A 16090-nucleotide genomic window follows, 5' to 3' on the forward strand; every position below is an offset into this window, starting at 1 on the left:
ATGGCGATTTCGCTGAAACTAGGCGCGGCGATTCTAACGGGGGCAATGGCTTTCGGTAGTGTCGCACTGGCCGAGGAGATCCCCGAGGTTGCCGTAGTTCATCAGGTCATCAACCTGAACGCCGACACTCCGGCGCATGCATTTCGGTTCGAACCCAAATTCCTGCAGGTTCCCGCTGGGGCGACTGTGCGTTTCAAAGGCTCGACCGGGCGGCACACGGTCACTGCCATTCCTCGAATGATACCCGTGGGCGCGCGCGTCTTCGAGATTCGGGGCAAACCCGAACTGGATCTGACTTTCGAGAAAGAGGGAGTCTACGGCATCCGTTGCCGCGTTCATGGGCGTCACGGAATGGTCATGCTGCTGGTAGTTGGTGATCCAAGCTCGAATCTCGAAGAAGCCAAGGCCTATCTACCTAAACTTGGAGAGGCCGAGCGGGTCGGTTTCGAAGAGCTCTTTGCGTATATTGAGGCCCAAAATGGCTGATGGATGTGCCTGCGACCACCATGCTCATATGTACCTGACCGTAGATGACGCCCTAAGGCGCGGTTTGTCCGTGGCCAACCCCATTACGGATACCGAAACACTACCGCTGGTGCAGGCTATTGGCCGGATACTGGCCGAGAATTGCGACAGCAAGGTAGACATGCCCGCCTTCGATAACTCGGCCATGGACGGCTATGCCGTTCGCAGCGCCGATCTGGGCGAGGGGCCTGTGTTCGAACTGCTAGTTGGCGGGCGCATAGCCGCCGGCGATAGCGGCGCACACGATGCGCCGGATGGCAGTGCCTTGCGTATATTCACAGGAGCGCCGGTGCCGTCCGAGTTCGATGCGGTATTAATGCAGGAAGACTGTGAGTTTCAGTCCGATCGCATCCGGTTCAACCGCCGTCCAAAATCCGGTCAGCATATCCGTCGCGCGGGCGAGGATTTGAAAGCTGGTGCCCCGATCCTGCGGCGCGGGTGTGAAATTTCCGCGCGTGAGGCTGCCGCGTTGGCCTCGGCTGGTTATGGCGAGGTGAAGGTTTTTCGCAAGCTCAAGGTCACGATCTTCTCGACCGGTAGCGAGCTTCGCCAGCCGGGTGAAGCGCTTGGCCCCGGACAGATCTACAACTCGAACCGCTACATGCTGTTGGCTTTGCTGGATAAACCCTGGATCGAACTAGCCGACCGAGGCCCGGTCGAAGATGATCCGGTGCTGCTGAAGCAGGTCTTGAGGGATGCCTGTAATAGCTCGGACCTGATCATCACCACGGGCGGTGTTTCGGTCGGGGACGAAGACCACATGCCGCGCCTGTTCAGTGAAATCGGTGGCAAAACCGAGGTGATGAAAGTGGCGATGAAACCCGGCAAGCCGATCATGTTCGGTTGTCAGGGTGATGCGCTTTATGTGGGCCTGCCAGGAAATCCGGTTTCGGCCTTTGTTACGTGGCAGATCATTGGTGCGCGGATGATGGAACGCCGTGCCGGTCTGCATCGGAACGAACGCACCCCCGAGCAGGCGGTTTTGGCAGAACCTCTTCAACGCCGCGCGGGGCGGCGTGAGTACCGCCCGGTAAGCATCGACGGATGTACACCGAATGGCGCACCGCGATTGCGCCTGATGGCCGGGTCTTACAGCGGGCGCGTTGCCCTTCTTGCACAGGCCGATGGTCTGGTAATTATTCCGGCAGAAACTGAGAAGCTGCCAGCCGGAGAAGCTCTGGAGTTCCTTCGATTCTAGATGGATCCCGATGCGCTTGAGGTATCAAATTCTTTGGTCAACGAGCGCCCTTTGCTGTCGATGGCGCGCGGCTGTAGGCCTTTGGTGCCGACCTATGTCGGGACCTTTGGGGATCGCCGAATGCTCTGTCGCGAATGTGCGCGCGACGGGCAGCTAGGTGACGTCCTTGAACATGTAAGTGGTCGGCTCCAGCCGATCCTCAAACGGGTTTCGGCAATAGTTCGGGATCTCTCCGGCAATCTGAAAACCCATCGACTGATACAGCAAGCGTGAAGGATCGCTGCTACGGGTGTCCAGCACCAGCATCGTGCGTTTCAATTCCTGAGCACGTTCATGCAGTGCCTCCATCAGCGACCGACCCAAACCACGACGGCGAGCCTGCGGATGAACCAGCAGCTTTGCCACATCCGCGCGATGTGGCTGGTTTGGCATTGCGGCGGGGATCAGTTGCACCGTGCCCAGAATGCGTCCGTCACCATATGCGACAAACAGATCGAGTGTCTCCGCGCGGAGTTCGGGCTGCACCCTGTCCCGCCAATAGGCGCGGGCATCGTCCCGCGAAAAAGGAAGGATGAACCCGATACTGGCACCGGTATGGACACAGCGGTGCAGGATATCGGTCAGATCCTCAAGCGCTTCGTCGAAATATTCCTGTGGCAATCGCGTAATCATATCAGCACCAACAGATAGCGCGCACCGCGTTTGGGTCCGGTTTCGAACTGCGTTGGCCCCGACAGGTGATAGCGAAGGCAGTCGCCGCCGCTGAGCGCATGGGCAATCCCGTCCACTGTCAACGTTAGCCCTCCATCAAGTAGGATCAGGTGGTGCTCCTGTCCCGGCTTGGGCGGAGTATCGTAGGTGATGACAGTACCTGGGGGCAAATGACCTTCCATTACTTCCCCACTGAGGCCAGTCGCCGGTGGTGAAACCGAACGGCGGGTAAACCCGCTTTCGGGGTCATGCCATTCAGGCTGCTTCTCGAAAGGTACTTTGGGATCGAAACTGTCTTCGACCATCATCAGCAGTCGTGACATGGGCAGGCCGTATGCCGCGCATAAACAGCCAAGCGTTTCAGCGGTAGGGCTGACATCACCGTTTTCCATTCGCGACAGAGTCGCCCGGCTGATCCCACTTTGGTCTGCCAGCTGCTCAAGCGACCAGCCATGACCCTGGCGCAGCTCGTTCAGACGCTTAGCGAGGCGGTTTGATAGTGTGTCGAGCATGGCTCACATATGGGAATCAGTTACGAATATGGGAATATTACCTTGCTTTACTTCAAACACAATAGAAAAAGGGCGCAGAAATCTGCGCCCTTTTGCTGCTCGGGTATCGGACTGGATTACTTCCAGCCAACTTCATTATAGATTTTCTGTGCCTCAGGGATGTTTTTGGCGGCCTCTGAGAGGTTCACCTCATCTGCTTTGAATTCCCCCAGAGCGGCCACGTTCTCAGCCAGCGCAACGCCTTCGACAGCGGGGTATTCATCGTTTCCGTTCGAGAAGTAGACCTGCGCCTGATCGCTTGCGAGATACTCAAGGAACTTAATCGCGTTTTCTTTGTTCGGCGCGTTTGCTGCAACACCCGCACCCGACAGGTTCATATGTGCACCTTCGGCGTCCTGTGCCGGGAACTGCACGCCGATCATCTCGATATCCGCGCTTAGACCCTTGACGTCTTTGCGCATAGCGCGGGCCATATAGTATGTGTTGGCAACCGCAATCTCGCACTCGCCTGACACGATGCCGCGCAGCTGGTCTGTGTCACCGCCCTGAGGTTCGCGTGCCATGTTGGCGGCGACACCTTCAGCCCATTTCCTGGCTTCTTCCGCGCCGTGATTTGCAATGATCGATGACAATAGTGTCTGGTTATAGATATTGCCGGACGAGCGAATGCAGATCTGCCCTTTATACTCCGGTTTTGCCAGATCCAGATAGGTTGCGGGTGGGTTGGCGACATCAGCCTTGTCAAAGAAGATGATCCGTGCGCGCTGAGAAAAGCCGTACCACTGATTGTCTTCGTCCTGAAGGTTTGCCGGAATACGCTCCTCTAAGATTGCGCTCTCGACCGGCTGCAGGATGCCTTCGCTCTTGGCGCGGGCCAGGCGCGAGCTGTCGACCGTCAGCAGGACATCAGCGGGCGAATTCGCGCCTTCTGCTTTCATCCGTGCGATCAGTTCGTCGGCCTTGCCTTCGATGCGGTTGATGGTGATGCCGGTGGCCTCTTCGAAGTCGGAATACAGGCGTTCGTCGGTGTCGTAGTGGCGCGAGGAATACAGGTTCAGCTCGCCCTCGGCTGCGGCAGAGGTGGCGATCAGGGCCGTCAGGGTGGCGGCAAAGCAGGTAGAGGATTTCAGCATCATTTGTCCCAACATTGAAAATCGTGACGGGAATTAACCCGACTGATTTGGTCAATTAAACGATTCTCGGTGGGATGCAAGGAAATCCGACAAAATTAGTTGGTCAAAACGTCGCTGAACTTACCTTGCCGGACGGCCCCTTCAGGATTGACGCCGCCTACTTTGTTTTCTTTCGGGTTGCGGTGGGACGGGGGACGGTGCCGGCTCGGGGTCCGGATCGTCGCTGAGCACCGGTTCTTTGGTCAGCATCGCCTGAGTTACCGCTTCCATGTATTTCTGCAGCATGACCGGCGGATCGGCTGGGGCCAGTTTGATTGACAGCCTGCTTGCGCCTTCCTGATTATAGGCATAGCGCGAGGAATAACTTGCGTTGACCTGCGCCGCCACGGGTCCCCAGCCACCTTTGACCGATGCGCTGCCTGATTTCTCGGTCTGTTTGGTCATCGAGATCGCCATCTTTACCTCGATCTCGGCCTCTTGCACCGCATAGAACGCGGGCAGGAAACCCATCGACACGAGGCTGAATTCCTTTGGGGGACCATCGGGGTTGGATAGGTCGGGAAGCTGGATCTTCTGATCCGCCATGTATTTGGCGATATCAGTCGAATGTCTATCCAATTCAGTTTGCGACTCTGCCACGGAAATCGCCAGTTTCTGAACCATTTCCGCGAAAGGGACGTTTAGCAGTTCCTGCCCGATACTCATTTCCAATCTCCTTTGTGAATTCAGTCTCTATCAATAATCTTCGTTGCGGACCGTCTTTTGACCGAGAACGAGACCTTCGCTGCGTTCTGGCTGACCGCCTGTTTCTTCGCGTTTGTAGCGAACTGGGCTTTGTCGCCATCCCGACCAAGCCCAACAAAGGCTTCGACCTGGACATTGTCGATGGTGAAATCGTCGCTGCCGTCGGATCCTGCAAGGATCTGTTCGCCCAGGGCCTGCGAAAAAACCTGCGCATCCACGATCTGCGTATCTTTGTCTTCAACCTCCATTCCGCTCTGGCCTCCGGCCATTGGGTTCACCACCGGAGAACCCGAGCCCATCAGCATGCCACCGCCTCCTTCTTCCAAATCGTCGATCTGGTCTTGCAGGTCCTGGATCGTCTCCAGCAACACGACCTCGCGCGCCTCCAGCGCGGTCAGGCGGTTTTCCAATGACTGAAGCAGTGTGGTGAAGGCCTCGGGCAGTTCGGTGATGCGCACATCTATAGGTTGTTTTTTGGGGGTCTTGTCCTTTTTAGTCGCCATCGACCCCTCCACCAGAACCACCTTCATCCACCGGTCCCGGCGCGAACCGCATCCGCATGGTCGACGCGCTGCTTGCATCGAGCGTATCTGTCTGCGTCAGTTTTGGCCCACACAGAAACGCGCCAATGATCCCGCGTTTGCCTTCTTCTGTGGTACTGGTCATCTCCATGACGACCTTCAATTCTACATCGACATCCTGCATGTGGTAAAAGACTGGCGGAATGCCCATCTCGCGCAGTTCCTGAGGATAGTTCTTCAGCGCGTTCAACTGATCCAGACTAAGCTGTTCGGCGGCTTGGGCCACGCTTCGGCCTATATCGGCCACCATCTCGGTCAGGGTTGTTCCTAATAGCGTATCCAGATCATCGTTGGCCAACCCGACCTCCCTTCTAAAAACAGGGAAAGCGTAGCATGAGACCGTCTCATAACAATACTAAATCTCAGAACCGGACTTTCGGAGCGATTTCCGGCACTTCCGCCGACACGAAAGGGCGCTAGAAGCAGGGCATAAAAAAACCGCGCTCGAAAGCGCGGTTTTTTTAATTAGGTTCGTGCAGCCCTTAGCCCTGGCGAGCTTTGAACTTGCGCTGCGTCTTGTTGATCACGTAGACGCGGCCTTTGCGACGCACAACCCGGCAATCACGGTGCCGGTTCTTGAGCGAGCGGAGCGAGTTCTTGACCTTCATGGGTCTGTCTCCAATCTGCGGCGCCTTCATCAAAGACGTGGCCAGCGCCTGGGTTAATCGGGTGCCCCGGAAAGACCAGAGCAATGAATTCATGGTGGGCGGTACAAGGATCGAACTTGTGACCCCTTCGATGTCAACGAAGTGCTCTACCGCTGAGCTAACCGCCCATGAAACCGTTGCGTGACCTGCCCCATAACGAAATGGGGCGCGGAACCCCGCGCCGGTAGCGGGGTCTATAAAAGGAGTCGTTGGGGGGATCAAGGGGTTTGGCAGAACTATTTTACGGTCTATGTTGAGTGCGAACAACGGAGAGCCCATGCCCGACGCCGCCACCAATGCAGCCTATATTCTGGATATGCCCGCAACGCGTACGTCCTGCGTGGTATTTGCCTCGCCCCATAGCGGTCGGACCTATCCCGAGTCTTTGTTGAAGCGGTCTGTTTTGAACCGCAATATGATTCGGTCCTCCGAGGATGCGTATGTCGATCAGCTTTTTTCCTCAGTCGCTGAATTCGGTGCACCGCTGCTCGCCGCGGCCATGCCGCGCGCCTATCTGGACCTGAATCGCAATTCGGATGAATTGGACCCCGCTTTGATACAGGGTGCGCGTCGTCACGGACATAATCCGCGGGTTACCTCGGGCCTCGGGGTGATTCCCCGCGTGGTCGCCAACGGCAGGGCGATCTACAGCGGCAAGCTGACTATGGATGAGGCGCGCCTGCGGATCGATACCTATTGGCGTCCATACCATACTCGTCTGAAATCTCTGCTGGCGGAATCGCATCAGATGTTTGGGCAGGCCATTCTGATCGATTGCCACTCGATGCCGCACGAGGCGGTGGCGCTGGCCGGCGGCTCGCGCCGGGCCCGACCGGAAATCGTTTTGGGCGATCGGTTCGGTGCGGCCGCTTCCGGTGTGATCGTTGATCAGATCGAGGCCGCTTTTGCCGACGCGGGTCTGAATGTGGCGCGCAACACGCCTTTTGCTGGGGCCTACGTCACCCAGACCTATGGTCGACCTGCCCGCCATCAGCATGCGGTTCAAATCGAGATCGATCGGTCACTTTATATGAACGAGGAAACGATCCAGCCGAACGGCAACTTTGAGGCGTTGCGTGATGTGTTGCGTAAGGTCACCGCGCAGATCACCAGTATCGGGTCCGATCCAATGTCACTTGCCGCCGAATAGACCTAGCGCAGCGCACGACCTTTTACGATTGCATCACTGCCGAAACGGCGCCGGATTTCGTCCGTCGCACGTTCGGCCTGTGATCGGCGTTCTGCACCGGGATCCAGAAGGTCGCCCGAGATATCGGCCTGATCCTCTGAACACAGGTCAGACAGGCCGCATCCCAAAAGGCGATAGGGACCCTGATCGCCAACCTGATCAAATAGCCCACGAGCGGTGCGATAAATCCGATCCGCTATCTGAGTCGCATCGCGTAGTGATATCCGCCGGGTGATGATCTTGTGGTTGGCCTGTTTCAGCTTCAGCGTCACCACTCGCCCAGCCAATCCCTTGGCTTTGGCCCGGTCGGCTACCTTTTCAGACATACGCCACAGATGCCCTTCCAGAATTTCAAGACTGGCGGTATCCTCGAAAAAAGTGGTCTCATTACTGATCGACTTCATCGGCTCATGGGCCGATACGCGCCGTTTGTCCTGCCCTCGCGCCAGATGCCACAGACGGTAGCCCATTGATCCGAACCGCGCGGTCAGCGCCTCCTGATCCCAGCGCAGAAGATCAGCAAATGTGCGAATCCCTGCGCGATCCAGAGATTCCTGCGCCGCCGGACCAATTCCCCAGATTAATCGCACCGGCCGGTCATGCAGGAAATCAGCCGTCTCGGCCTTGCCGATCACTGAAAAACCCCGAGGCTTGTCGAGATCCGAGGCCACCTTGGCCAGAAACTTGTTATGGCTCAAGCCAATCGATCCCGTCAGGCCCAGCTCATCTTTCATCCTCTTGACCAGACGCGCAAGCATGACCGCTGGCGGTGCACCATGCAGCCGCTCGGTGCCGGATAGGTCCATGAACGCCTCATCCAGCGACAGTGGTTCAACATCAGGTGTCAACTCGTCCATCATGGTGCGTATCTCGCGCGAGACGCTGGCATAGACCGACATACGCGGTTTGATCACCACCGCTTCGGGGCATAGTTGAAGCGCCTTGAACATTGGCATGGCTGAACGTACCCCGCGAACGCGGGCCACGTAACAGGCAGTCGAAACCACCCCGCGCTTGCCGCCGCCAATGATCACAGGCTTGTCGACAAGTTCGGGATTGTCGCGCTTTTCGACCGAAGCATAAAAAGCATCGCAATCCATATGCGCGATCGTCAGGTCAAACAGCTCTGGGTGCGATTTGACCCTCGGGCTGCTGCAAGTTGGGCAGCGCGGCCCTTGCTTAGTTTCCTTCAGGCAGTCGCGACAGATGGCGGGCATGATGTAGTTTCTTTCCGGCCAGCGGCGGATTGGTCAAGACATTCGATAGGTTAAAAGGTATCGCGAATGGATAAGGATAAAAAGAGGACCGATGGACTTCACCGGGGCAAAAATAGCGTTGTTTCTGGGGCACAAGCTGCTGGTCATTCTAAGAGATGATCGATCAGATATTCCGTTTCCAGGTCATCTCGATTTTCCAGGCGGCGGGAAAGAGCCAGGCGAAACACCGATCGAATGCGCGTTGCGTGAAACAGATGAAGAGGTTGGGCTGCGCCTGTGCGCAACCGATCTTGTCTGGTCACGGCAATATGGTCAAAGCTGGTTCTACGTCGCCCTGCGCCCGCCGGAAGATGTTGGTCTGATCCGTTTTGGGGACGAAGGGCAGGGGTGGAGGCTGATTTGTCCGCAGGATTATCTGTCGAATCCGTTGGCCATTCCAAATTTTGCAGATCGCCTTCGGGATTATTTGTCGGAAACGGCGCAGCTTTGAAGGGGACTTCGAAAGAAAACCCCCCGCGCCTGCGGGGGGAGGTAACGAGCCTCAGGAAGAGATGGCCCGTTGGGGAGTGTCTTGTGTGTAGAATCGCCGAAAATGGCGTTTTTCGATAGCCACAAGCCGAACGCCATAAAACTCATGTTTTTCATGTGTGTTTTCGGGCACAGGGACGATTTGGCGCGGCGGCGCGAAAAATTGACCTAACGTCAATTGCTTGAGCACCGTTCCTTCCGCAATTTTTGGCTTTTCGCCTAATGGTGAGTCAATGAATTTAACTCGTTCAAAACTGCTTGTGCGGCGGCTTTGGGGTCATCCGCCTGATAAATCGGGCGGCCCACGACGATATGATCGGCCCCATCGCCGATTGCACTGGCCGGGGTTGCGACCCGCTTTTGGTCGCCCAAAGCTGCACCAGCAGGGCGTACCCCAGGGGTTACAATCAAACGACCTTCGGATTGGGGCAGGGCGCGGATTAGCGCGGCTTCCTGAGGACTGGCGATGACGCCATCAGCTCCGGCCTCGAAAGCCTTGGCCGCGCGTTCCACAACGAGGTCCTGCACGTCACCCGCTTTCAGAAGGCTTGCATCCAGATCGTCCCTGTTCAGTGATGTCAGGACGGTTACCGCCAGAATTTTCATGTCCTTGCCTGCAGCGCCCTCCTTTGCGGCGCGTACGACATGCGGATCACCATGCACCGTCAAGAAGTCCAGATCGAACTGAGCCAACCCACGCACTGCATTTTCTACAGTGTTGCCGATATCGAACAGCTTCATGTCCAAGAAAATGCGCTTTCCGTGATCCTGTTTCAACTCGTTGGCCAATGCCAGACCGCCGCCAGTCAACATACCCAGCCCGATCTTATAGAACGAAACCGAGTCGCCCAGCCGCTCGGCCATGGCTAGACCCTGCAGGGCGTTTGGGACGTCGAGGGCTACGATAAGGCGGTCATCGGACATGGGGCGCTCCTTTTTGGCAAACGTTTGCGTCCTAACGGGTTCAGGGCGATCTGTCCATGTGTGAAGCCCGAGGTGACGCAGTTCACTCACTATTTTGCGCAATGTGCTAAAGTGCCGACGTTCAGAACAGGGATAGAAATGATGAAAAAGGTAATTGTACTTGGCGCGGCACTGATGTTGGCCGCATGCGAAGACGCGCCTCAAAGCGATCCGCCCGAAACCGGTGTCGCGCCGGCTCCAACCAATGACAATCTTCTGTTAGTGCGTGGGTACCGATCGGAAGACGACTGGTGTCAATTGACCGGGGAAACAGCCTATACCGGCAACTTCCTCGATCATACGGCTGATCTGGTTTCATGCCCCACAGGCAGCAGTGCCGAGCAGTCTTTGGTCGAAATGTATAACGCTGAATTGATGGGAGAAACTGGCGGTTATTCCGTCTACTCGATTCCGCGCGGATGACGCCGATTTATATGCTCTAGCCCCTTGAATGGGAAAAGACATTTCCCAAATTGAATGTGAGGCCCAGACCGACGCGTGCTGCCAAGCGGGCGCATCAATACGGGGCGCTTAAGAAAAGGAGAATGCTATGGACTTGAACAAGTTCACCGAGCGGGCACGGGGTTTCGTGCAAGCCGCGCAGACCATTGCTCTGCGCGAGGGGCACCAAAGGCTGGAGCCCACACATATCTTGAAAGCATTGATGGACGATGATCAGGGGCTGGCCAGCAACCTGATCACACGCGCTGGCGGCGCACCGAACCGCGTGGTTGAGGCGTTGGACGCGGCCATGGGCAAAATCCCGAAGGTCAGCGGCGACGCGAGCCAGATCTATATGGACGGCCAGACCGCCAAGGTTTTGGACGAGGCAGAGAAGCTCGCCACCAAGGCGGGCGACAGCTTTGTGCCGGTCGAACGCGTTCTGATGGCGCTGTGTATGGTGAAATCCAAAGCCAAAGAGGCTTTGGAGGCCGGTGCTGTATCGGCCCAGAAACTGAACGAAGCGATCAACGATATCCGCAAGGGCCGCACTGCTGACACCGCATCGGCGGAAGAAGGCTACGACGCGCTTAAGAAATATGCGCGCGACCTGACCGAGGCTGCAGCCGAAGGCAAGATCGACCCGATCATCGGGCGGGATGAGGAAATCCGCCGTTCGATGCAGGTTTTGTCGCGCCGCACCAAGAACAATCCGGTACTGATTGGTGAACCCGGCGTCGGTAAGACCGCGATTGCCGAGGGCATGGCCCTGCGCATCGTCAATGGTGATGTGCCGGAATCATTGAAGGACAAGAAGCTTCTCGCGCTCGACATGGGTGCGCTGATCGCCGGTGCTAAATATCGCGGTGAGTTCGAAGAACGACTGAAGGCTGTTCTGACCGAAGTGACCGAAGCCGCCGGTGAGATCATACTGTTCATCGACGAGATGCACACGCTGGTAGGTGCAGGTAAATCCGACGGTGCGATGGATGCCGCCAACCTGATCAAGCCTGCGCTTGCCCGGGGTGAGTTGCATTGTATCGGCGCGACGACGCTGGATGAATACCGCAAATACGTCGAGAAAGACGCAGCCCTCGCCCGCCGGTTCCAGCCGGTGATGGTCACTGAGCCGACAGTTGAGGACACGATCAGCATCCTTCGCGGTATCAAGGAAAAGTACGAGCTGCACCACGGTGTGCGCATCTCGGACTCAGCGCTCGTGTCGGCGGCGACCTTGTCGCATCGCTACATCACCGACCGCTTCCTGCCTGACAAAGCCATCGACCTTGTCGATGAAGCGGCGTCGCGTTTGCGGATGGAGGTGGACAGTAAGCCTGAGGAACTTGATCAACTTGATCGCCAAATTCTGCAGATGCAGATCGAGGAAGAGGCGCTGAAGCTTGAAGATGACGCGGCCTCGAAGGATCGTCTGGAAACCTTGCAAAAGGATCTGGCCGACCTGCAGGAGCAATCCGCCGAGATGACTGCTCAGTGGCAGGCAGAACGCGACAAGCTCGCGGGTGCCCGTGATCTTAAGGAACAGCTCGACAAAGCTCGCGCTGATCTGGAAATCGCGAAGCGCGAAGGGAACCTCGCCAAAGCGGGTGAGCTGTCCTACGGTGTCATCCCTGAGCTTGAGAAAAAGCTGACCGAGGCCGAAAACGCCGAAAGCAACGCCATGATGGCCGAGGAAACGGTGCGCCCTGAACAGATCGCTTCCGTCGTAGAGCGTTGGACCGGTATCCCGACCTCGAAAATGCTGGAAGGTGAGCGTGAGAAACTGCTGCGGATGGAAGACGATCTGCATTCCCGCGTGATCGGTCAGGATGCGGCGGTCACTGCTGTTGCCAACGCCGTGCGCCGTGCGCGTGCCGGTCTGAATGACGAGAACCGCCCATTGGGCTCGTTCCTGTTCCTCGGCCCGACCGGCGTGGGCAAGACCGAGTTGACCAAGGCCGTGGCGAACTTCCTGTTCGACGACGACAACGCGATGGTGCGCATCGACATGTCCGAGTTCATGGAGAAACACGCGGTCGCCCGTCTGATCGGTGCCCCTCCGGGCTATGTCGGCTATGACGAAGGTGGTGTGCTGACCGAAGCCGTGCGGCGCAGACCCTATCAGGTCGTGCTGTTTGACGAGGTCGAAAAGGCACACCCGGATGTGTTCAACGTGCTGCTGCAGGTCCTGGACGATGGCGTCCTGACCGATGGTCAGGGTCGTACCGTCGACTTCAAGCAGACGCTGATCATCCTGACGTCGAACCTTGGCTCTCAGGCGCTCAGCCAGTTGCCTGAAGGAGCGGACAGCGCGCAGGCGCGGCGCGACGTGATGGATGCGGTCCGGGCGCATTTCCGGCCCGAGTTCCTGAACCGTCTGGATGAGACCATCATCTTCGACCGGCTCAAACGGGCCGATATGGATGGCATCGTCGATATCCAGATGGCACGTCTGCAGAAACGTCTGGCTGCCCGCAAGATCGAGCTGGCACTGGACGATGGCGCGAAGGAATGGCTGGCCAATGAAGGCTATGATCCGGTCTTCGGTGCCCGCCCATTGAAACGCGTGATCCAACGCGCCCTGCAGAACCCGTTGGCCGAAGCACTGCTGGCCGGTGAGATAAAGGATGGTGAGACCGTTCCGGTGACCGCCGGAACCGATGGTTTGATCATCGGCGACCGGCTGGGAACGTCCGAGCGTCCGCGCCCGGATGATGCAGTCGTGCATTAAATCTCAGGTAATGAAGAGACCCGCCATCCAGGCGGGTCTTTTTTTGGTGGCTTGTATTGCGACTAAGAGCGTTCAGACCTGCCCGGTCAGATCCTGCGCCAGCATCATTGCATTGCCGTCCGGGTCGTAAAATGTGGCAGTGCTGACCATCCCCTCAATCGTCTCGGTTTCGCCGTCAAACCGAACTCCGGCCCCTTCCAAAGCATCGCGTGCGCTTGCGATATCAGCAACACCAAAGACCGGAACGGTGTTTCCGGGCGCTGGTTCTGCCTGCTCGCCCAAACCAAGGGTGACGCCTTCGGTTTTGGTGAGCATCTCGCTCCAACCCGCCTCATCAATATGATGGATCAACTCAAACCCGAGCTTGTCATTATACCAGCGCGCACTGGCGTGGCGATCTTTGACCGAAATGGCAAGAGTGATGGTGTTTTCTAAGGAAACGAGGGCCATGGAACTTTCCTTTTGTCCTAAAATAAAGTAAATATATATTATGGACATAAAATTACTTGTCAAGCTTACCTCCCGGGCCTGGTCGCTGAACATCCTTGCGCAGCTGCACCAGGGGGTTCCGGGCAGGCAGGCCCCATTGCTCGCCGCGACCGGGGCAAGCCGGACGGCATTTGCGGCAAGTCTTGAACATCTGGTCAGCCTTGGATTGCTTGAACGGAACCCGGGCCACGGCCACCCTTTAAGACCTGAATTCCGTTTGACCAAAGCCGGGGTTCAGGCGGCGGCTGTAGCGGCAGAAATCTTGGCCTTGGTGCCGAACGATACTGAATTGAAGCTACTGCGCCGCAGCTGGACGGTTCCTATTCTGGCGCTGACCCGCCAACCGCGGCGCTTTTCAGGGCTCAGGTCGGATCTTCAGGTGATCACTGATCGCGCATTGTCATCCTCGCTCAAGCAATTAGAGGAGCAGGACTGGGTGCGACGCGATATCGAAACTTCGGCCCGGCTGCCTTTTCCGACCTATCAGGCGGTCAATCTTGGATGCGAAATAAACCGTGTTGTCGGCTTGAACATCGGGTGACCGTTATCCTCGCGCCCAAGCGTACCTAATTTTCGTTACAATCTGTTCGCTCAATCGTGACGCCTGTTTCCTTGGCTCTGTGCTATCAGACCTTACCTCAGTTTCGAGGTTAATGGATAACGGAGAACCAAATGGCGCATCGCTGGACCAACAAACTGACGCATGCGGACGTCACCCCAAGGGCGGCGTTTCTGAACCGGCGACAGGTCATGGCCGGTTTGGCGGGTGTCGGGCTGGCGAGTCTGGCGCGGCCAGCGGCGGCCGAGGCGCTTGAACCGAATACATGGGAAGAGATTACTTCCTACAACAATTATTATGAGTTCGGGACTCGCAAGGATGATCCGGCGAAATATGCACACACACTGGTGACCGAGCCCTGGAGTGTCACCATCGACGGTCTGGTCGACCGCCCTGGTGATTATGATTTCAAAGACATCATGTCTGAAATGACTGTTGAGGAGCGAATCTATCGGTTCCGCTGTGTTGAGGCCTGGTCGATGGTGATACCTTGGAACGGGTTTGAACTGGCAGATCTACTCGGCATGGCTGGCGTTCAGGACGGCGCGAAATACGTGGCGTTTGAGACCGCCTATCGTCCCGATGAGATGCCGGGTGTGGCGTATCCGGTACTAGACTGGCCATATCGCGAAGGGCTGCGTTTGGATGAGGCGATGCATCCGCTGACCATTATGGCTACTGGGATCTACGGCAGGGACATCCCGAACCAGAACGGCGCGCCTTTGCGATTGGTGGTACCGTGGAAATACGGCTTCAAATCGATCAAATCGATCGTGCGGATTACCTTGACGGATACCCAGCCTCCGACAAGTTGGAACATGGCAGGTCCTAGGGAATATGGGTTCTACAGCAATGTGAACCCCAATGTGGATCACCCCCGCTGGTCGCAGGCTTCGGAACGTCAAATCGGCGGAGGTCTGTTTGCCAAGCGAATCCCGACGCTGATGTTCAACGGATATGAAGATGAGGTCGCCAGCCTTTACGAAGGCATGGATCTGGCGAAGAACTACTGAGATGATGCGGCGGCTCAACGACCTCTTGCGACGGCTTCCCAATTGGGCTGTTTATCTGCTGGGCGCACTGCCTGCGCCCTGGTTGTTTTATCAGGGCATGACCGGTGGTCTCGGGGTCGAGCCGATCGAGGCGCTCGAGCACGAGTTTGGCGAACTGGCGCTGCAGCTTCTGATTTTGGGTCTCGCGATTTCGCCCTTGCGTCGCTTCGCTGGCCTAAATCTGATGAAGTTCCGCCGCGCGATAGGTGTACTGACATTTTCCTATGTCGCATTGCACCTGTTGATCTGGCTGGTTCTGGATGTTCAGATTCCCAGCCAAATCTGGGCGGACATTATCAAGCGGCCCTATATCACGGTGGGCATGGCTGCTTTTGTATTGTTACTGCCGCTTGCAATCACGTCTAACAACTGGGCGGTTCGCCGTTTGGGGCCTCGTTGGCGCAAATTGCATCGTCTGGTCTACCCAGCAGCAATTCTGGGCGCGCTTCATTATGTGATGCTGGCGAAGGGATTTCAGATCGAGCCATTGGTCTACCTGGCGATTATCCTGGGTCTTCTGGCCTTGCGCCTGCCGGTCACATCATTCCTGATCCGGTTTAGGCAAGCCGATTCAGCCTGACTCGCAGGCGAGTCTGTGGGTAACAGTGTGAATAACATATCCATGGCGCTGATTTGCGATGGTCTGTGTCCGCGACTTCCGGGTTGAATGGCTGGATTATATTTGTAACCTTTTGTTTTAGTTAGATAAAATTCTGTTTTTGCGTTTTTTTGCGTTTTTTTGATTTTTCCACTTGCGGCTTCTGGGCGATATACTTAGAACGCCCTTCACCGGCGCTGCTGAGGTGCTGGGACGCGGTGGGAGCTGCGGAGACGCTCGGGAGAGACTGGGGGCATCTGAGGTTTTTGATTGGG

The 16090-nt window shown here is 57.0% G+C and carries 19 protein-coding genes and 1 tRNA gene; 9 read left to right on the top strand and 11 right to left on the bottom strand.

Features of this window, described 5'->3' with window-relative positions:
* Together ACR0CZ_RS18785 and ACR0CZ_RS18790 are read left to right on the top strand one after the other, a co-directional pair.
* On the top strand, positions 1-486 hold the full coding sequence (locus ACR0CZ_RS18785; protein WP_170398490.1) for a plastocyanin/azurin family copper-binding protein: 486 nt from the start codon (positions 1-3) through the stop codon (positions 484-486).
* Positions 479-1723 carry a molybdopterin molybdotransferase MoeA gene (locus tag ACR0CZ_RS18790; RefSeq protein WP_170398492.1) on the top strand — a complete coding sequence of 415 codons (1245 nt, stop codon included), beginning with the start codon at positions 479-481 and terminating at the stop codon, positions 1721-1723. Before ACR0CZ_RS18785 ends, ACR0CZ_RS18790 begins: the two co-directional genes overlap by 8 nt.
* A gap of 153 nt (positions 1724-1876) precedes the next feature.
* Here ACR0CZ_RS18790 and ACR0CZ_RS18795 read toward each other — a convergent pair whose 3' ends face one another.
* From ACR0CZ_RS18795 to ACR0CZ_RS18830, 8 genes are all read right to left on the bottom strand, one after another.
* On the bottom strand, positions 1877-2395 hold the full coding sequence (locus tag ACR0CZ_RS18795) for a GNAT family N-acetyltransferase (protein ID WP_170398494.1): 519 nt from the start codon (positions 2393-2395) through the stop codon (positions 1877-1879).
* Entirely contained in the window at positions 2392-2946 is a 555-nt protein-coding gene (locus ACR0CZ_RS18800; RefSeq protein ID WP_170398496.1) for a helix-turn-helix transcriptional regulator, read from the bottom strand. Before ACR0CZ_RS18800 ends, ACR0CZ_RS18795 begins: the two co-directional genes overlap by 4 nt.
* A 116-nt stretch (positions 2947-3062) precedes the next feature.
* Positions 3063-4079 (bottom strand): Fe(3+) ABC transporter substrate-binding protein, encoded by a 1017-nt coding sequence (locus tag ACR0CZ_RS18805; protein WP_170398498.1) that lies wholly within the window; start codon positions 4077-4079, stop codon positions 3063-3065.
* 141 nt (positions 4080-4220) lie between these two features.
* Complete coding sequence (locus tag ACR0CZ_RS18810) at positions 4221-4784, bottom strand: hypothetical protein (RefSeq protein ID WP_170398500.1); 564 nt, start codon at positions 4782-4784, stop codon at positions 4221-4223.
* Positions 4785-4804: 20 nt separating this feature from the next.
* On the bottom strand, positions 4805-5326 hold the full coding sequence (locus ACR0CZ_RS18815) for a hypothetical protein (RefSeq protein ID WP_170398502.1): 522 nt from the start codon (positions 5324-5326) through the stop codon (positions 4805-4807).
* Positions 5316-5702: a hypothetical protein gene (locus ACR0CZ_RS18820; RefSeq protein ID WP_170398504.1), complete on the bottom strand. Its 387-nt coding sequence runs from the start codon at positions 5700-5702 to the stop codon at positions 5316-5318. Before ACR0CZ_RS18820 ends, ACR0CZ_RS18815 begins: the two co-directional genes overlap by 11 nt.
* Positions 5703-5886: 184 nt before the next feature.
* On the bottom strand, positions 5887-6012 hold the full coding sequence (ykgO, locus tag ACR0CZ_RS18825) for a type B 50S ribosomal protein L36 (RefSeq protein ID WP_005648635.1): 126 nt from the start codon (positions 6010-6012) through the stop codon (positions 5887-5889).
* Between the two features lie 92 nt (positions 6013-6104).
* Positions 6105-6179 (bottom strand) — tRNA-Val (locus ACR0CZ_RS18830).
* A gap of 149 nt (positions 6180-6328) precedes the next feature.
* On the opposite strand from ACR0CZ_RS18830, the gene ACR0CZ_RS18835 reads away from it, so the two are divergent.
* Positions 6329-7201, top strand: coding sequence for an N-formylglutamate amidohydrolase (locus tag ACR0CZ_RS18835; protein WP_170398506.1), 873 nt, complete (start codon positions 6329-6331; stop codon positions 7199-7201).
* Positions 7202-7203: 2 nt separating this feature from the next.
* Here the strand turns inward: ACR0CZ_RS18835 and ACR0CZ_RS18840 are convergent, their stop codons facing one another.
* Positions 7204-8457 carry a DNA polymerase IV gene (locus ACR0CZ_RS18840; RefSeq protein WP_170398508.1) on the bottom strand — a complete coding sequence of 418 codons (1254 nt, stop codon included), beginning with the start codon at positions 8455-8457 and terminating at the stop codon, positions 7204-7206.
* A 91-nt stretch (positions 8458-8548) separates the two neighbouring features.
* Here ACR0CZ_RS18840 and ACR0CZ_RS18845 point away from each other — a divergent pair, with 91 nt between their 5' ends.
* Positions 8549-8947 (top strand): NUDIX hydrolase, encoded by a 399-nt coding sequence (locus ACR0CZ_RS18845; protein ID WP_170398509.1) that lies wholly within the window; start codon positions 8549-8551, stop codon positions 8945-8947.
* A gap of 257 nt (positions 8948-9204) precedes the next feature.
* Here ACR0CZ_RS18845 and pyrF read toward each other — a convergent pair whose 3' ends face one another.
* Positions 9205-9909, bottom strand: a complete 705-nt coding sequence (gene pyrF, locus ACR0CZ_RS18850) for an orotidine-5'-phosphate decarboxylase (protein WP_170398511.1) — start codon at positions 9907-9909, stop codon at positions 9205-9207.
* 141 nt (positions 9910-10050) lie between these two features.
* Between pyrF and ACR0CZ_RS18855 the strand changes: the two genes are divergently transcribed.
* Both ACR0CZ_RS18855 and clpB read left to right on the top strand, forming a co-directional pair.
* Positions 10051-10371 (top strand): hypothetical protein, encoded by a 321-nt coding sequence (locus ACR0CZ_RS18855; RefSeq protein ID WP_170398514.1) that lies wholly within the window; start codon positions 10051-10053, stop codon positions 10369-10371.
* A 127-nt stretch (positions 10372-10498) separates the two neighbouring features.
* The gene (gene clpB / locus ACR0CZ_RS18860) at positions 10499-13117 is read left to right on the top strand and encodes an ATP-dependent chaperone ClpB (protein ID WP_170398517.1); all 2619 of its coding nucleotides are present in this window, start codon (positions 10499-10501) and stop codon (positions 13115-13117) included.
* Positions 13118-13189: 72 nt separating this feature from the next.
* On the opposite strand, the gene ACR0CZ_RS18865 is transcribed toward clpB, so the two are convergent.
* Positions 13190-13567 carry a VOC family protein gene (locus ACR0CZ_RS18865; protein WP_170398520.1) on the bottom strand — a complete coding sequence of 126 codons (378 nt, stop codon included), beginning with the start codon at positions 13565-13567 and terminating at the stop codon, positions 13190-13192.
* Between the two features lie 40 nt (positions 13568-13607).
* Here ACR0CZ_RS18865 and ACR0CZ_RS18870 point away from each other — a divergent pair, with 40 nt between their 5' ends.
* From ACR0CZ_RS18870 to msrQ, 3 genes are all read left to right on the top strand, one after another.
* Positions 13608-14147: a winged helix-turn-helix transcriptional regulator gene (locus ACR0CZ_RS18870; RefSeq protein ID WP_170398523.1), complete on the top strand. Its 540-nt coding sequence runs from the start codon at positions 13608-13610 to the stop codon at positions 14145-14147.
* 131 nt (positions 14148-14278) lie between these two features.
* A complete protein-coding gene (gene msrP, locus ACR0CZ_RS18875) occupies positions 14279-15178 on the top strand; it encodes a protein-methionine-sulfoxide reductase catalytic subunit MsrP (RefSeq protein ID WP_170398526.1) in 900 nt (299 codons plus the stop codon).
* 4 nt (positions 15179-15182) lie between these two features.
* Entirely contained in the window at positions 15183-15797 is a 615-nt protein-coding gene (msrQ, locus tag ACR0CZ_RS18880) for a protein-methionine-sulfoxide reductase heme-binding subunit MsrQ (RefSeq protein WP_170398528.1), read from the top strand.
* The last annotated feature ends 293 nt before the right edge of the window (positions 15798-16090 follow it).

Source organism: Ruegeria sp. H9 (assembly GCF_056532915.1).

Bases quoted from the DNA above. Each gene is read 5' to 3' on its own strand.
- ACR0CZ_RS18785 (WP_170398490.1), top strand. From the start codon at position 1: ATGGCGATTTCGCTGAAACTAGGCGCGGCGATTCTAACGGGGGCAATG.
- ACR0CZ_RS18790 (WP_170398492.1), top strand. From the start codon at position 479: ATGGCTGATGGATGTGCCTGCGACCACCATGCTCATATGTACCTGACC.
- ACR0CZ_RS18795 (WP_170398494.1), bottom strand. From the start codon at position 2,395: ATGATTACGCGATTGCCACAGGAATATTTCGACGAAGCGCTTGAGGAT.
- ACR0CZ_RS18800 (WP_170398496.1), bottom strand. From the start codon at position 2,946: ATGCTCGACACACTATCAAACCGCCTCGCTAAGCGTCTGAACGAGCTG.
- ACR0CZ_RS18805 (WP_170398498.1), bottom strand. From the start codon at position 4,079: ATGCTGAAATCCTCTACCTGCTTTGCCGCCACCCTGACGGCCCTGATC.
- ACR0CZ_RS18810 (WP_170398500.1), bottom strand. From the start codon at position 4,784: ATGAGTATCGGGCAGGAACTGCTAAACGTCCCTTTCGCGGAAATGGTT.
- ACR0CZ_RS18815 (WP_170398502.1), bottom strand. From the start codon at position 5,326: ATGGCGACTAAAAAGGACAAGACCCCCAAAAAACAACCTATAGATGTG.
- ykgO (WP_005648635.1), bottom strand. From the start codon at position 6,012: ATGAAGGTCAAGAACTCGCTCCGCTCGCTCAAGAACCGGCACCGTGAT.
- ACR0CZ_RS18835 (WP_170398506.1), top strand. From the start codon at position 6,329: ATGCCCGACGCCGCCACCAATGCAGCCTATATTCTGGATATGCCCGCA.
- ACR0CZ_RS18840 (WP_170398508.1), bottom strand. From the start codon at position 8,457: ATGCCCGCCATCTGTCGCGACTGCCTGAAGGAAACTAAGCAAGGGCCG.
- ACR0CZ_RS18845 (WP_170398509.1), top strand. From the start codon at position 8,549: ATGGACTTCACCGGGGCAAAAATAGCGTTGTTTCTGGGGCACAAGCTG.
- pyrF (WP_170398511.1), bottom strand. From the start codon at position 9,909: ATGTCCGATGACCGCCTTATCGTAGCCCTCGACGTCCCAAACGCCCTG.
- ACR0CZ_RS18855 (WP_170398514.1), top strand. From the start codon at position 10,051: ATGAAAAAGGTAATTGTACTTGGCGCGGCACTGATGTTGGCCGCATGC.
- clpB (WP_170398517.1), top strand. From the start codon at position 10,499: ATGGACTTGAACAAGTTCACCGAGCGGGCACGGGGTTTCGTGCAAGCC.
- ACR0CZ_RS18865 (WP_170398520.1), bottom strand. From the start codon at position 13,567: ATGGCCCTCGTTTCCTTAGAAAACACCATCACTCTTGCCATTTCGGTC.
- ACR0CZ_RS18870 (WP_170398523.1), top strand. From the start codon at position 13,608: ATGGACATAAAATTACTTGTCAAGCTTACCTCCCGGGCCTGGTCGCTG.
- msrP (WP_170398526.1), top strand. From the start codon at position 14,279: ATGGCGCATCGCTGGACCAACAAACTGACGCATGCGGACGTCACCCCA.
- msrQ (WP_170398528.1), top strand. From the start codon at position 15,183: ATGCGGCGGCTCAACGACCTCTTGCGACGGCTTCCCAATTGGGCTGTT.